The sequence below is a fragment of the Mesoplasma lactucae ATCC 49193 genome (assembly GCF_002441935.1).
GTDB classification, from domain to species: Bacteria; Bacillota_I; Bacilli_A; order Mycoplasmatales; family Mycoplasmataceae; genus Edwardiiplasma; species Edwardiiplasma lactucae.
The window spans coordinates 137,369-152,580 of record NZ_CP023668.1 but is presented as its reverse complement, the minus strand read 5'-3'; the positions used below and the strand labels follow the sequence as shown (position 1 = coordinate 152,580).

Annotated in this window: 12 protein-coding genes, 1 pseudogene and 1 riboswitch; all 13 genes and pseudogenes read right to left on the bottom strand. The window is 29.7% G+C overall.

The annotated features are described in order from the left end of the window. Positions 1-2: 2 nt before the first annotated feature. Positions 3-1,514 carry an MFS cation transporter gene (locus CP520_RS00665; protein WP_096862559.1) on the bottom strand — a complete coding sequence of 504 codons (1,512 nt, stop codon included), beginning with the start codon at positions 1,512-1,514 and terminating at the stop codon, positions 3-5. A 75-nt stretch (positions 1,515-1,589) separates the two neighbouring features. Next, positions 1,590-3,260 (bottom strand): arginine--tRNA ligase, encoded by a 1,671-nt coding sequence (gene argS, locus CP520_RS00660; RefSeq protein WP_096862558.1) that lies wholly within the window; start codon positions 3,258-3,260, stop codon positions 1,590-1,592. 108 nt (positions 3,261-3,368) lie between these two features. Then, entirely contained in the window at positions 3,369-6,323 is a 2,955-nt protein-coding gene (locus CP520_RS03695; protein ID WP_157755762.1) for a hypothetical protein, read from the bottom strand. Positions 6,324-6,401: 78 nt separating this feature from the next. Next, positions 6,402-6,953, bottom strand: coding sequence for a ribosome recycling factor (gene frr / locus CP520_RS00650; RefSeq protein ID WP_096862557.1), 552 nt, complete (start codon positions 6,951-6,953; stop codon positions 6,402-6,404). Positions 6,954-6,967: 14 nt separating this feature from the next. Continuing rightward, complete coding sequence (pyrH, locus tag CP520_RS00645; protein WP_096862556.1) at positions 6,968-7,684, bottom strand: UMP kinase; 717 nt, start codon at positions 7,682-7,684, stop codon at positions 6,968-6,970. A 74-nt stretch (positions 7,685-7,758) separates the two neighbouring features. After that, a complete protein-coding gene (locus CP520_RS00640) occupies positions 7,759-8,706 on the bottom strand; it encodes an energy-coupled thiamine transporter ThiT (protein ID WP_096862555.1) in 948 nt (315 codons plus the stop codon). Between the two features lie 75 nt (positions 8,707-8,781). Then, positions 8,782-8,887, bottom strand: a riboswitch (TPP riboswitch). A 27-nt stretch (positions 8,888-8,914) separates the two neighbouring features. Beyond that, a complete protein-coding gene (locus CP520_RS00635; protein ID WP_096862554.1) occupies positions 8,915-9,505 on the bottom strand; it encodes an exonuclease domain-containing protein in 591 nt (196 codons plus the stop codon). 55 nt (positions 9,506-9,560) lie between these two features. Further along, the gene (locus CP520_RS00630) at positions 9,561-10,295 is read right to left on the bottom strand and encodes a hypothetical protein (protein ID WP_169835696.1); all 735 of its coding nucleotides are present in this window, start codon (positions 10,293-10,295) and stop codon (positions 9,561-9,563) included. A 21-nt stretch (positions 10,296-10,316) separates the two neighbouring features. Further along, complete coding sequence (gene tsf / locus CP520_RS00625) at positions 10,317-11,204, bottom strand: translation elongation factor Ts (RefSeq protein ID WP_096862552.1); 888 nt, start codon at positions 11,202-11,204, stop codon at positions 10,317-10,319. A 44-nt stretch (positions 11,205-11,248) separates the two neighbouring features. After that, positions 11,249-12,166 carry a 30S ribosomal protein S2 gene (rpsB, locus tag CP520_RS00620; RefSeq protein ID WP_096862551.1) on the bottom strand — a complete coding sequence of 306 codons (918 nt, stop codon included), beginning with the start codon at positions 12,164-12,166 and terminating at the stop codon, positions 11,249-11,251. A 235-nt stretch (positions 12,167-12,401) separates the two neighbouring features. Then, complete coding sequence (locus tag CP520_RS00615) at positions 12,402-13,763, bottom strand: Sapep family Mn(2+)-dependent dipeptidase (protein WP_096862550.1); 1,362 nt, start codon at positions 13,761-13,763, stop codon at positions 12,402-12,404. Between the two features lie 19 nt (positions 13,764-13,782). Continuing rightward, a complete protein-coding gene (locus CP520_RS00610; RefSeq protein ID WP_096862549.1) occupies positions 13,783-14,625 on the bottom strand; it encodes an aldo/keto reductase in 843 nt (280 codons plus the stop codon). A gap of 21 nt (positions 14,626-14,646) precedes the next feature. Further along, positions 14,647-14,826 (bottom strand): annotated as a pseudogene (locus tag CP520_RS03765) (DnaJ domain-containing protein); the annotation flags it as partial. Positions 14,827-15,212: the final 386 nt, after the last annotated feature.

The window sequence follows — 15,212 nt, the reverse complement described above, 5'->3', positions numbered from 1 at the left end:
TGTTATTCTCCCTTATTTTCAAGCAATGAACTAGTTGTTCTAGTATTAATACTTGTTTTAATTTCGTTTTTTAATATTCTCTTCATATTTATTCTGGCGTTATTTAAATCCATAGCATCAGCAAAGTATATCTTCATTGTAAAGAACATAATTACTGCTAATAAAACAATAAATAAAGCTAAGATTGCATATAAAACCATAATTACGTTTCCAGCGTTATTAGCGAAGTTATTAATAGCTTCTGTGTTATTAGCAGCATTAGTTAAATCAATCGCGTTAAAGTCCTTAAATATGCCTCTATCGTTGATTTTTATAGACCCAACAATCATAGTAACCAAGAATTGTCCTAAGGATTGACTTCCAGCTACAAAACCAGTGATTGGTAATCCATGAGATCTATAGTTTCACATAATAGCCATAGCAAAGAAAGCATAGAAAACTTGTGAAGCCGCTAAGGCAATTATTAAGTTAAAGAAAATGAAGACATAAGCATTAGTTGTAAATGTTTCAACAACTAAACTTGCGAAAATCAATGACATAGAAACTATGATAATTGAACGATAGCCAACTTTATCAGTAACCTTCTTATAGATTAAATATCCAAATAAGAATTGAGGCACAGAATAAAAAGTACTATAAGTATTTAATCATGGTCTGACTAAATCCATATCGAAATGATGTTTTGGTAATAGTTTTGCAGTTAAGAAATCAACAACAATTGATGATTGAGTGATTGTAAAAATAACTGTTGTTGCAAAAGTAACTCCAACTAATCCTACTAAAACTTTTCAATTATATTTAGGTAATTCATCCAAAATGGCTTCATTAAACCCTCTTACTCAAGTCGGGTTTTCCTTATTAACTGTTAAGAAAATACAACTTATAGTTAAGAACAATAAACCTAAAGTAAATAGAATTACATGATTGTTATTACTATTATTTCTTGATAAAAAGATTTCTAATTGTGCAATATAACTTCCTAAGAAAGTTCCAAACAAAATAAAGATAGAAACAATTGTTGCTGACATAGTTGGTGCAATTCTATAGTAGAATTGTTCATTTTCAAATAAGAAATATAAAGAATTATTAGCAACAGCAATTCCTAAAAATAAAGCTGTAAAAATGAAACCAACAATTGTTCCATCAGTATTTGCGAAGGTTGTGATTATAGCAAGAATTAAAGTTGCTATTCCTAAATACATAAATCATCGTCTATGATGTAATTTACCAGTTAACCAAGTTGCTAATGGTTTAAAGAATACAGCAAACAAAGTGCTAGTTCCAAAAAACAACAACATAACTGAAACTGGATTTGAAAAAGTAGATCAGCCCATTTGTGCGGAATTTCAAGTTAAAGTTATTCCAGCAGCAACTCAAAAGAAAATAATTTCTAAAGTAAAGGCAATTCATTTTAAACTTAAACGTTCTTTTAAGATGACATAGCCTACAGAAATTATTCCAAAAAATAAAAATAAGGGGGAAAGAATGTATAAATCTCAACTTTGATTTAACATTTCTTTTCCTCCTTATTTTCGATATATCTTATTATTAATAATATACTTTTTCGATTATAAAAAGTTTGAATGAACTTACATTTCTTCTTTTGGAGTAATCCCAATTAATCCAAACGCGTTTTTTAATACTTGTAATGTTGAAGCAGCTAACCCAAGTCTTGCTTGAGTTAAATCAAGATTATCAACATCAACAATTTTAAAGTCAGCATAGTAAGAATGGAATTGACGAGCGATTGTTTGAATGTACTCTGTAATCATTTGTGGAGCACGGTTTCTAATTGCAGTTTCAACAGTTTCTTGGAAACTATCTAAAGTAATTAATAAATCTTGTTCTTTCTTTTCTTTTAATAAAGCAGTTTGGTCAAATTTTGGTTTTAACCCACGTTCTGAACCTTGTTCTAGAACTGAATTTAATCTAGCAGTTGCGTATTGTGCATAATAAACTGGGTTAGATGCATTCTTTTGTTTAATAACATCTAAGTCTAAATCCATATGAGAATCTGAAGCTTTTGAAGCTAACATGTAACGTAAAGCATCTTTTCCAACAATATCTAATAAATCAATTAATCAAACAGCTGTTCCAGCACGTTTAGACATTTTGAATTCAGCACCATCTTTAATAACACGAACAATTTGAATCATTTCAATTTCTAAAATGTCAGAAGGAGAACCTAATCATTCTAACCCAGCGCGAACTCTAGCAATATATCCATGGTGATCTCCACCTCAAACATTAATTAATTTATTTGCTTTAGTTCTTTGAATACGAATTTCATGTGAAGCTAAATCTGGAGTTAAGTAAGTATATGAACCATCTGATTTAATTAACACACGGTCTTTATCATCGCCATACTTAGTAGTGTTTAAGAATAAAGCTCCATCTTGTTCATAAGTTGCCCCAGCTTCTTTGAAACGAGTTAAGACTTTATTAATATCATCATTTTTGTATAATTCTTTTTCACTATTATAGTAATCAATTTGTACACCTAAATCTTTTAATTGAGCTTTGATAATATCTAAGAAATATTCAGTTGATTTTTCTCTAAAAATTCTGTTTGTTTCTTCATCATCAATTTTATTATCAGTTCAAGTTGCATCTTTAAATTTTTCTCCATATTCATGAACGATTCTGTCAGCTACAATTTCATAACCTTCACCTTTATAACATTGTTCAGGTAAAGCTACTTTTTGTCCTAATTTGTTTAAATAGTAAACAAGAACTGTAACAGCAAGAATATCAATTTGGTTACCAGCATCATTTACATAATATTCAGTTTGAACTTCATACCCGCCAAATTTAAACATTCTTGCAAGTGAATCACCAATTACAGCATTTCTTGCATGTCCAACATGTAAATATCCTGTTGGGTTAGCTGAAACTTCTTCAATGTTAACGATGTAATCTTTTTTACTTCCAGCACCATATCTATCTTTTGCTTCATCAATATTCCCCATTACTTTAGAAATAAAAGCAGAAGTTAAGGTTACATTAATAAATCCAGGTCCTGCAATATCAATAGTTTCAATGACATCATTATGTTTTAATAGTTCATCTCTAATTTGAATTGCTAAATCCATTGGTTTACGGTTTGATTTTTTAGCATTAGCTAAAGCAGCACTTGTTGCATAGTGACCATCAATATCTTTTTTATTTAATTCAATTTGTGGATTTTGATCATCTACACCAACAGCTTTTAAAGCATTAATTAAAAGTTCTTTAAAGGCTTGATAAATAGTTTTGTTCATACGTTTTCTCATTTCTCTTTTATAAGTTGTTTCATTACTCAATTTTAACTCATAACGTAAAAAAAATCACCCAACGTTTAAGGTGGGTGATTTATAAGCAAGTTTTAATTATTTTTTAGCTTTAAAGTTAGAGATTTCATCATATCAAGTATCTCCACCTTTTGGTTTAACATCTGTTATTTTACTATCAGCTTTAATTACTTTAGCTTCTTCTTTTTTAACAGGTTCAGGTTTTTTTCAATGTCTATCTGAAGGTTTAATTGAAGATAGATCCATTGGTTTCCATCCATCTAAAGACCCAATTTTATTAAATGTTTTTAATTTTGGGTGTTTTGAATATGGATATGGTGCTTTAAGTTTTAAAGGATAATGGCGTAAGAATTCAGTTTTCTTAATTCTTTGTTTTTCATTATACGGTAATACTTTAGCAACTTCCATTTTTGGAGCACTATAGTAGTTAGCGATATCTTCTTTTCTAACTCTTTTAGCAGCTTTACGTTTACCTGGTTGTGGTGAAAGACCTGGATTTTCACTAGTAAATCATGGTTGAGTTTTCATTTCTTTGTTAATGTTAATTTGTTTAACTTCAACAATTGGTGTTTCATCAACGATTGGCATTTCTTTTTTAGTTTCAGCGATAGTTTTTTCAACAGCTGGTTTAACATCATTTTGTTTGTCTACTGATTTCTTAGTAGGATTGATAGTTTCATTGTGTTGTTTTTTAACTTTTGCTTGGTGTTCACGATATTCTCTTGCATCAGCTTCTTTTTTAGCTTCTCTAGTTTCTTTTTTTGCTTTTTTGGCTTCTTTTTTTGCTTTCTTAGCATCAATTTTAGCTTGAGCTTTGGCTAATTTAGCAGCTTCTTTATTTTCTTTAGCTTTATCTTTTGCATTGACTTCATCAGCTTGTGCTAATTGTTTATCTGCAAATTTTTCAGCTTTAATTTTTTGTTCTTCTTGCTTCTTAGCTTTTTCTTCAAAGGCTTTATTAGTTTTCTTAGCATCTTTTGCTAATTCTTTTTGACCTTTTTTAGATTCAGTTTCTAAGTCATGGTTAACTTCACGATTTTCTTTTACAGCTTTATGTAAATCTTTTTTCGCTTTTTTATTTCCATGAGTAGTTTCAGAACAAATTTCATCACCATCATGCATTTTTAAATGATCATCAAATCTTTTGTTTTCTTTAGCTAATTGTTTTTCGTGTTTCTTAGCTTCTTTTACAGCTTTACGAGTTTGACGTTTTGAAAGTTCGTTATCTTTTTTAACTTCTTTCTTAACTTCTTCATCATTTTTCTTTTGAGCTTTTGTAATTTTCTTATCAGCTTTTTCAATTACAACTTCGAAGCTTTTGACATCTTTTTTGATTTCTTTAACGTCTTTTTTGATTTCGTGGTCATCTTTTTTGATTTCTTTAGTTTCAGCTTTTAGTTGTTCGTTGTATTCTTTTTTAATGTGTTTTGCTTGTTCTTTAGCAACACGTTCTGCTTTTTTTGCAGCCTTTTTATTTTCTCTAATTAATTTACTATTAGCTCTTTTTGTTTTACGATCGATTTTTTCAATTTCACGGTTTTCTTTTTTAATATCGCTTTTAGTAATAGTGTTATCTTCATCAGTAACATTAATCGGAGCAACATAAGTTGTTGTAGATTTAACTTCTTTTAGTTTTGGCTCATTAGCTTCTTTTTTTAAATTAGCTTCTGGCTTTTTATTATTTGAAGATAAAGTTTGAATATCAACTTGGTTATTAACTTGAATTAATAAGTCCCCACCTTTTTTAGGTGTTCTTGCTTGAACTGGTTCATTGAATAAATCATTACTATAGAATTCATCAATTGCTTTTTGTTGTTCTTTAACCATTTTGTCATAATCTTTTGCAGATTTTTCAACTGGTTTTTGTTTCAATTCTTCGGGTTTTGGTTTTTTAATTGCTTCGACTTTTTGATCGGTTGGTTTTAATTTTTCACTCTTATTAGTTTTTGGAGCAACTTTTTCCATATCCATAGCATTATAGAATTCCGCTATTGCAGCATCTACTTTTTTAGGATCAACTTTGTTAGCGTCTTTTGCTTTAACTACAGGTTTTCTAGTATTAGCTAATTTAACCTTTTTAATTGGTTTTTCTTTTTTAGCCTTCTTAGCTTTAGCGGGTTTAGCAGCCTTTTCTTTTTTAGCTGGTTTTTTAGTTTCTTTTGATTCTACTTTTTCAGCTTTTTTGGTTTTAGCTTTTTTAACTTTTTCTTTTTTAGCTTTAGCAGGTTTTTTTTCAACTACTTTTTTATCTGCTTTCTTTTCAAGTTCAGCAGTTCTTTTATCAATTGCTTTTGCTTCAGCTTTAAGTTTTTCATCTTGTTTAGCTAAATCTTTTTTGGCTGCTTTTTGTTCTTCTTTAATTACACGTTCTTCATGGAAGTTAGTTTTCTTAGCAGCTTCTGGGTTAAATAAAATTTCACTGCTATCTCCATTTACGGTCGCTGGTTTTTTAACAGTTTCTTTTTTAACTTCTGTTTTTTTAGGTTCAACTTTTTTAGTTGTTGTTGTTTTGGTAGTTGTTTTCTTTGTAGCTGGTTTTTTTACTTCAACTTTTTTTTCAACTACTTTTTTATCGGATGAAGCAACTTTTTTAGTTGCTTTTTTTGCTTCAGGTTTTTCAACTTTTTTAGTTGAAGAAGATTTTGAGGTATCTTTTTTTTCTGAATCTTTTCCGAAATTGTTAAATTGTTCATCTGAATAATATTCAGCAATTGAACGATCTTTTTCTTCTTGGCTAACTTTTGTTTTGGTTTTAGAATTTGTTGTTTTCTTTGTAGCTGGTTTTTTGACGTCAGCTTTTTTTGAAGATGATGGTTTAGCTGTTTTAGTAGTAGTTCTTGAAACTACTTTACCAACTCCATCAACTGATTTAAGATTTTCAACATTAACTTTTTGAATATCTTTTGCATCGTTTAAGTTTTGAACTAAAGCAATTTTTGGAGCTTTTTTATCTCCACTTTTATCAAATTCAAAATCCAAAACAATATAGTTCTTATCGTTAATTAAAACGATTTGCCCAATCTCATATTTCATATGATTACCTCTTCTTCTTTAATTTAGTTATAATTATAACCCTTTTTAGTGTTTAGTTTCAATTTACAACAATAAAAATTAAACAGTCATTAATTGTTGTTCTTTAGCTTTAGCAGCATCATCTAGTTTTTCGATGTATTTTCTAGTAACTACATCCATGTCTTTTTCAAATTGAGTTTCAACATCATTTGAGAAGTCATCAGATTTGATAACATTACCGATTGCTTTACGACGTTCGTTACGGATTTGTACTTTATATTCTTCTAAATCTTTTCTCATTTTTTTAACTACATCTTTTCTGATTTCTTCAGTTAAAGGTGGAATATTAATTCTAATAACTTCAGCATCAGGAATTGGATTCATTCCTAATCCAGCTTTGTTAATTCCAGAAACGATTGTGTTAATTTGTCCTTTATCATATGGTTTAACAACGATTGTTTGTGGTTCAGGTGCACTGATTTGTGCTACTTGATTTAATGGAGTTGGTGTACCATAAGCATCAACTAAAACTCCATTTAACATTTGTGGGTTAGCTCTTCCTGTTCTGATTTGTGATACGTGTGTTAAAAACGCATCAATGGTTTTATCCATTTGTTGTTCTGTTTGTTTAATAATGTCTTGTGTTGTCATATTATTTTCTCTCCTTATTTTGAAATTGTAGTTGAAGGTAATTTTCCTTCAGCCATTTTTACTAAATTATCTTTACCACTCATGTCAAAAACTTCAATTTTCATATTTCCATTTTTAGCTAAAATTGCAGCTGTTTGATCCATGACTTGTAAATCTTTTTCAACAATATCATTATATGTTAATTTTTCGAAGAATTTAGCATTTGGATTAACTTTGGGGTCGCTATCATAAACACCTTTAACTCCATTTTTAGCCATTAAAATTGCATCAGCATCAATTTCAATTCCTCTAATTGTAGCAGTAGTATCAGTTGTGAAATATCCATAACCAGTTCCTGTTGCAAAAAGAACAATATATCCTTCTTCTAATTTTTGTCTAGCTTCAATAAAGTTATAAGCACTTGAAATGGTTCTAACATCTAAAGCTGAATAAACAATAACTTTGTTATACCCTTTTTCATTTAATCTTGCTTGTAACGCAAGCACATTCATTAATGTAGCCATCATTCCCATATAATCACCGTTAAGTTGAGGAATTCCTAGATCAGAAGCAAGTTTACCTCTTCAAATATTTCCTCCTCCAATTACGATTCCTAATTGTAGGTTGTTATTAGCTAAAGTAATTAATTGATCAACGATTTCATCAAGTTTTTCTTTATCATAAATTTCGTTTTCACCTTTTAATGCTTCACCACTAAGTTTCAATAGTACGCGTTTGTATTTTAAATCCATCATATTCCTCCGATGTTCTTTCTAAAATTATAAAAAAAATAAGAACCATTGTAAATTGAATTGCCTAAACTAAGCTATTTAATGGTTCTTATTTTGTTTTTATATCGTTTTTGTAAAGAAAATAATCTTCAAAGGATAATTGGAGTGATTAAACTTAAGGTTAAATAATCAAACATGGAATTTATTCCATTTATGATAGCAGAATACAGTAAAACTGGAAAACCAGGATAAGCCATAGTTATATAAAAAACAACCCCAGCTAAAACTCTTGAAAGATAAATTCCTAAATAAGGAATAGTCATAAAAGTAAACATCTTACTAATTTTCTTTTGTTTATCGTTTGTAAAGTTCACTAAACAAGCTAAGGAAACACAAAGGTTAGGGATTAAATAATCTAAAAGAAATTGTGGAAAATTAATAAAGTAAGTTGATGGAAAAAATAACAATGATAATCCACATAACATTCCAGTTACAAAGGTTTTTAAAAATGAACCAGTAATAAAAGCTATAAAGAACAAAGCAATATATTCAAAGCTCAAACTCACAAATAAAATAGGAATAGTTGGTATTAATTGTTTACAAATAAAAGTTAAGATCATATAAATTGCATAACTCATAGCAATTAAGGTGTAATCCATTGTGGTTCATTTTTCAATTTTAAAAGTTCAATAATCTTTTTTAACAGCAAAGTTAATAACATAAATTATTCTAATTAAATTTAAACTAATAAAAGCATAAATTAACTTTTCTTTTCATTCATACCAGCTATAGTTGATGGTGTTCAAACCAACTACAATAAAGGCTAAAAAGACAATTAAAGCAAAACTTTCTACAACAATTCAAACATAATATAAAGCACCAGAATTTGTCTTTAAAGAATCATTATAGACAATATTTAAAACAATTGTTAAAGCCAAAATTAAGGCATAAACAACAATACTTCAGCTCATGTTTAAAAAGTACTTTCAACCTAAGTTTGTTTTTTTAATTAGACTTTCTTTTTTAATATCTGTTAAAACCATTTTTTCATTCCTTTTGAAGAATTAAACAGTTCGAATAAAAACGCATTCAAAATTAGAATGCGCCATTTAAAAAAATTTATCTTTTAATAAATTTTCCTACGTTGGCATTATCCAAATCAGGTTATAGGTCTTAGATCACATCTAACTCTCAGCCAGTTTACTAGCTCCCTTATTTATTCTTTTCACTTTTATTATACTATCTTTATTTTTAATTAAACTTTTTATAACGATAACCTTTTTCATAAGCACTCTTAGTAAAGTGAGGTAAATCATTATCAAACTTATCGATGATTTGTTTGATTGCATGAGCATCTGCCATAGCATCATGATGATTAAAACTAATATCTAGTTGGTTAGCAAGTTTTCCTAAAGAATAACTAGGATAGCGATAATCAGTCATTTTTCTTAACATAAAAACTGAGCATCCATAGTAGAATTGTGGTTTTTCAATTTCATATTTATCTAAAGTTTTTGATAAAACACCCATATCAAAACTAGCATTATGAGCGATTACTAAGGTATCTTGATTAAATCAAGGCTTAATTTCTTCTCATACTTCATCAAATTCAGGTGCATCAATAACATCTTCTGGTTTAATTCCATGGACACTAACATGAAACGGATGGAAATAATAAGGGCTTGGTTTGATTAATTGGTTGTAACTAAAAATAACTTTTCCATGTTCATAAACTTCGAAAGCTAACTGACAAGCACTCGCATTGTCATAGTTTGCAGTTTCAAAATCTAAAAACATAAAACGCTCTCAATTTAGATAAGCGTTTGAATTATTGTCTTTCATTCTTTATTCCCCTTTCAAATAAAAAAATATAGTTCCGTAGAACTATATTTTAATACTATTTATTATCTTTTTTATTTTCGTCTTTAGTAGTTTTTGGTTTAGAACTTTGTTCTTGAACTTTTCTACTTACTTCTGCATCGTGTTCTTTTTCTGCTTTAGCATCAGCATTAGCTAATGATTTAAAGTATTTTAATTCATCTTCTTCTGAAACTTTGTGACCAGTTATTTCAGCGTTAGCTAAAACGAATTGTCCAAAGACAGAAGTTGAACTAAATTTTTGTTTTTTGTGAGCTCTTTTACCTTGTAGGTAGTTTACATAAACATTTCCAGTTTTTGTATCTTTAACGATTTTTGTAATTTTGTTGTAAGGAATTGATTCTCCTAAGAATAAAATTTCATCATCTGTAAAAGCAATACCATAGTCGGGTAATTTAACTCATAATAAGACAACAGCTACAGCAAGAGCAACGAATCCAATGACAGTTACTGCGATTAAAGCACTGTACGCTTTATCTGCATTTTTAAAAATTGATTCTGGTTTTGATCAGAAAGCCAAGATTAGAATTCACATTAATAGAACCACTAAACCTAACCCTAAGGTTGTGAATAGCATTGGTTTTCCATATAATTTTTCTTTTGCTTGAACTTTTTTAAATTTGTATAAGTAGAATAGAACCATACCTGTTAGTAAGGCTCAGACTACTGCTAACACAACTCCTAAAATTAAGAATTGTGTGTTTTCAGTACCATTTACAGTTAAGCGACCTTTTGCAAAGCCCTTATCTGACATTAGAATATTTGATAACATTTTCTAGTTTCCACCTTTAACTTGAGCAGCTACTTCTGAAGCGAAGTCAGTTTCGACTTTTTCGATTCCTTCTCCAACTTCGTAACGGATCATTTCTTTTAGAATACCACCTTTTGCTTTGATAAAGTCTCCAACTTTGAAGTTTTCATCTAAAACAAAGTTTTGGTCTAGTAAGTTAACTTCAGCTAAACGCTTGTTTAATTTACCTTTTAAGATGTTTTCTTTAATGTTTTCAGGTTTTCCAGTTAAATCAGTGTTTTCTGAGATAACGTGTTTTTCTTGTTCAATGAAGTCTGCTGGAATTTCATCTCTTGTCATGTATGCTGGGTTCATAGCAGCTACGTGCATTGCTACGTTATAAGCATCATCTTCTGAAATAGTTCCATCAAATACTAACATTACTGAAACACGGTTATTTGCGTGGTTGTAAACAGATACAACTTCTCCAGGTTTTTTAGTATGGATATTTAAACGACGTAAATCGATTTTTTCTCCAATTTTTGCAGTTGCATTAGTTAAAGCTTCAGCAACAGTTTCACCTGATTTTAAAGTGATTCCTTTTGCTTCTTCAGCACTAACTGCTTCTTGTCCTAAGAAAGCATCAGCTAAATCATCGATTAATTGCATAAATTCTTTGTTTTTAGCAACAAAATCAGTTTCTGAGTTAACTTCCATAATTACTGCACTAATATCATCTTGTTTAGCTACAGCAACACCTTCAGCAGCAACACGATCAGATTTTTTAGCTGCTTTTGCTAATCCGTTTTCACGTAATCAGATAACAGCGTCATCAATATTTCCGTTTGTTGCTTCTAATGCTTTTTTACAATCCATCATACCAGCTGATGTCATTTCTCTTAATTGTTTAACTTGTTTTGCATCAATTGCCATTTTGTTTTTCCTCCTGTTAATTTAGTGTTTAGAAATTAAATTAATTATTTAGTTTCTTCTGTTTTGTTTTCAGTTTTTGGTGCATCAGTTCTATCTGTTCTTTTTACATAAGTTCTTTTTTCACCATTGTTATCGCGGTTGAAAGTTCTTTTTTCACCATTGTTATCACGGTTGAAAGGTTTTCTATCTCCACGGTTATTGTTGTAAGGTCTTCTGTTGTCGCCTTCAGTACGTTCTCTTTTTACGATTTTTGTTCTTAATACAGATGGAGCCATTTTAATGTTAGCTGCTTCTGCGTAAGCATCAACGATATCGTTAGTTAAGATGTTGATTGATTCCATTAAATCATCGTTTCCTGGAATTACGTAATCTACTAAGTCAGGATCTGCGTTAGTATCACAAATTGCGATAACTGGGATTCCTAATTTACGTGCTTCTTTAACTGCGATTTCATCAGTTTTAGGATCTGCTACAAATAATGCTGCTGGCAATTTGTGCATTTGTTTAATTCCACCTAAGTTTTTTTCTAATTTAGCTTTTTCTTTTAAGATTAAAACTTGTTCTTTTTTAGGTCTTAAAGCTAATTGTCCTGATTTTTCTTCTTGTTCAATATTTCAAAGAGTTTTAATTCTGTGTGAAATAGTTTTCATGTTAGTTAGAGTTCCCCCTAATCAACGTGAGTTTACGTAGAAGTTTTGTGATCTTAAAGCAGCTTCTTTCATTGCTGGTTTAGCACTTCTTTTTGTTCCTACGAATAAGATTTTTCCACCTTTAGTTGCCATGTCAGCAACTACTTTTTTGACTTCTGTTAAAGCATCCATTGTTTGTTGTAAATCAATGATGTGGTTTTTATTTTTAACTCCATAAATGTATGGTTTCATTTTTGGGTTTCATCTTTTTGTTTGGTGTCCGTATTGAACACCAGCGTCTCATAATTCTTCTCTAGTTAATTCTTTTGACATAATTATATATACCTTCCTTTGTTTGTTAAGCTTCCAAAAGGTTCTAAACAACGACCACTCAAATATTAAAAGCTTGAGCACACGGCTTGTCATTCCCTCTTGTGTATTGATTATCTACATTTAAACGATAAACAACATAATCATTTTATAAAAAAACCGCTCTTAATTCAACAATAAAACCTTAATAAAAACAATTAAAAAGACCAGCTAAAAAACTGGTCTAATCATATATTTATTATTTGTCTTTTTTAGTTAATAAAACTAAAGCTTTAGTATAAATTTCTAACATCTTTTTTAGATCATCAACATAAACAAATTCGTTGTAAGCATGCATTGTTGAATGGTCCATATCAAACTCAGCTCCAAATGCTACAACATTTGGCATAGCTTTAGCATAAGTACCTCCACCAATAGCTAATGGTTCTGATTTATAATCACCAGTTACTTCTTGATATGCTTTCATAATCTTTTTAATTAATTCTGAATTCTTATCAACATAAACATGATCTTCAATGCTAATGTTTTCAACATCAAATCCATATTCTTTCATTTTGTCTGTATAAGGTTTAATAAAATCAGTTTGTGGATTTGCTAACGCTGGAACCCTAAAGTTTAAACTGAATTTTTGTTTTCCGTTTTCAACATTAATAATTCCTAAGTTTTGCGTTAAAGGGCCGGTTTCGTCATCAATTGGTTTAACGAAGTTTTTAGCATAATAATCTTCATGCATGTTGTTTAAGGAATCAACAACTTCATTTTTAATACCAACATTTTTCATAGCTCTTCCTAGTCAAGTTGCAGCATTAATTCCTAATCAAGGTAAACTTCCATGTCCAGCTTTTCCTTGTACAACTAATTCATTTTTATCATTAAAAGAGGTTGGAATATTGTTTTCTTTTAAGTAGGTAGCAATATCATCGGTTTTTGGTCCTTTGTAAGTGACAAGATCATCAACCACATTATAAGCTTCCCCTCCTTTAATAGAAAAATCAGTTTCTAAGTTACCAACAACATCTAAATCAACAACTCATTTTTCAGCATAAACAACTGGAAATTCTGCATCAGGAGTATAACCCATAGCAACATTTCCATACCCATAGTCATCAATATAAGCATGAATTGATTCTCAAGTTGTTTCTTCAGTTAAACCAAAAATCATTCTAATTTTATAGTCAGGTTCAAACCCATTATCAAGTAAATATTTTAAAGCATAAAGGTTCATCATAGTTGGCCCTTTATCATCAAAAGCACCACGACCAATTAATTTTCCATCTTGTTCAATAGGAGTAAATGGTGGTGTAACTCATTCTTTAATATTTCCAGGGGGAACAACATCTAAGTGACCTAAAATCACAAAGATTTCATCACCCTTACCAAAATCTAAGAATCCATAACGATTTTGTTCATCTTTATGAGTTTCAAATCCTAAAGATTTTGCTAAATCCATTACATAGTTTAAAACATCATAAACTCCAGGTCCAAAAGGTTTATTAGCTTCTTTTGGTTGAGCATAAGAAGGGATTGATAAAATCTTTTTAGTTTGTTCATAGGCTTCTTTAAAATATTTATCTATTAAAACTTTTTCATCTATTTTCATAAGAAATTATTCTCCATTCTTATTTAGTTTCTTCTTTTCCATAAGTTAAAGGATCTGGTCCTAATCTAGTTTCAGGTCCAAGTTCATTAATCTTTTGAATTTCTTCTTTTGTTAAATCAAATTTATTGATTTCAGTTGCATTAGCTTTGATTCTGTCTTCATGAACTGATTTTGGAATAATAATAATTCCTCTTTGTAATGCTCATTTTAAAGAAATAGCTTGAGGTGTTGTTTCATATTTTGCTGCTAATTCTTCAATATAAGGAATTTTAGCAACTTCACCATTTAGCATTGTTCTTCAACTTTCCAAATGCACTTTATTTTTAGTAGCAAATTTTTGTAATTCAACCATTGGTAATAACGGGTGAAGTTCAACTTGATCAACCATTGGAACAATATCAACTTCAGAAATTAGTTTCTTTAAATCATCTTCAAGATAGTTAGAAACTCCAATTGCTCTAATTTTTTTATCATTATAAAGTTCTTCTAAAGCTTTATAGCATTCAGTTCCTTTATCACTTGGTCAGTGAACTAAAACTAAATCTAAATAATCAGTTTTTAATTCTTTTAAAATACGATTAAAAGCTTTAATAGTATCGTCATGAGCTTGGTCAGTAAATCAAATTTTTGATGTGATAAATAAGTCTTCTCTAGTTTTAGATGATTTTTCAATTCCCTTAGCAACAATTTTTTGATTGTTGTAATAATCAGCAGTATCAATCATTCGATAACCCATGTTGATTGCAGCAGCAATCGCATTAGCGCCTTCGACCGGATCAGTCATCTTATAAGTCCCTAATCCAACCATTGGCATGTCAATCCCATTATTTAATTTGACGTTTTTTCTTAATAAATCTTCCATAATTTTCATATCCTTTTATTTCATATTTCTTGATTTTTTAACAGTATCATAAGCATTATTAACTGCAGCCATTTTATCCTTAGCTTCTTTTGAAGGATTTCTATCTGGGTGATATTCTTTTGCTAGTTTTCTATATGCTTTTTTAACTTCATCATCAGTTGCACTCTCTTCAACTTGTAAAGTTGTGTATGCAGCTTGCAAAACGGTTTTCCCATTAACTTTCTCTTCGTAGTATCCGTGACTTTCAGAACTTCTATAGCTATAGCTACCATTTGTCGATTGTTCAAAAGCCTCTCTAAATTGTCTGAATAAATCATCAAAGAACTGTTGATTTTGTTCAGCTTGGTCTTGTTGAATACGTTGAGCAATTTCATTAACCGCACCATTAATACTTTGTGTATAAGAATTTAAAGCAGCTCTAATATAACCATCATCACCAATCAAGCCTTTCCCTAAAGCTTGTTCAATAACATGCGAAACTGTTGTGTTGTATAAATATCTTTCTAACAATTCATGGTTAACATTTAAGAAATAACCATAATATTGGTTGAAATATCTTAAAACATTATCATCCATTCTAGCTGAAG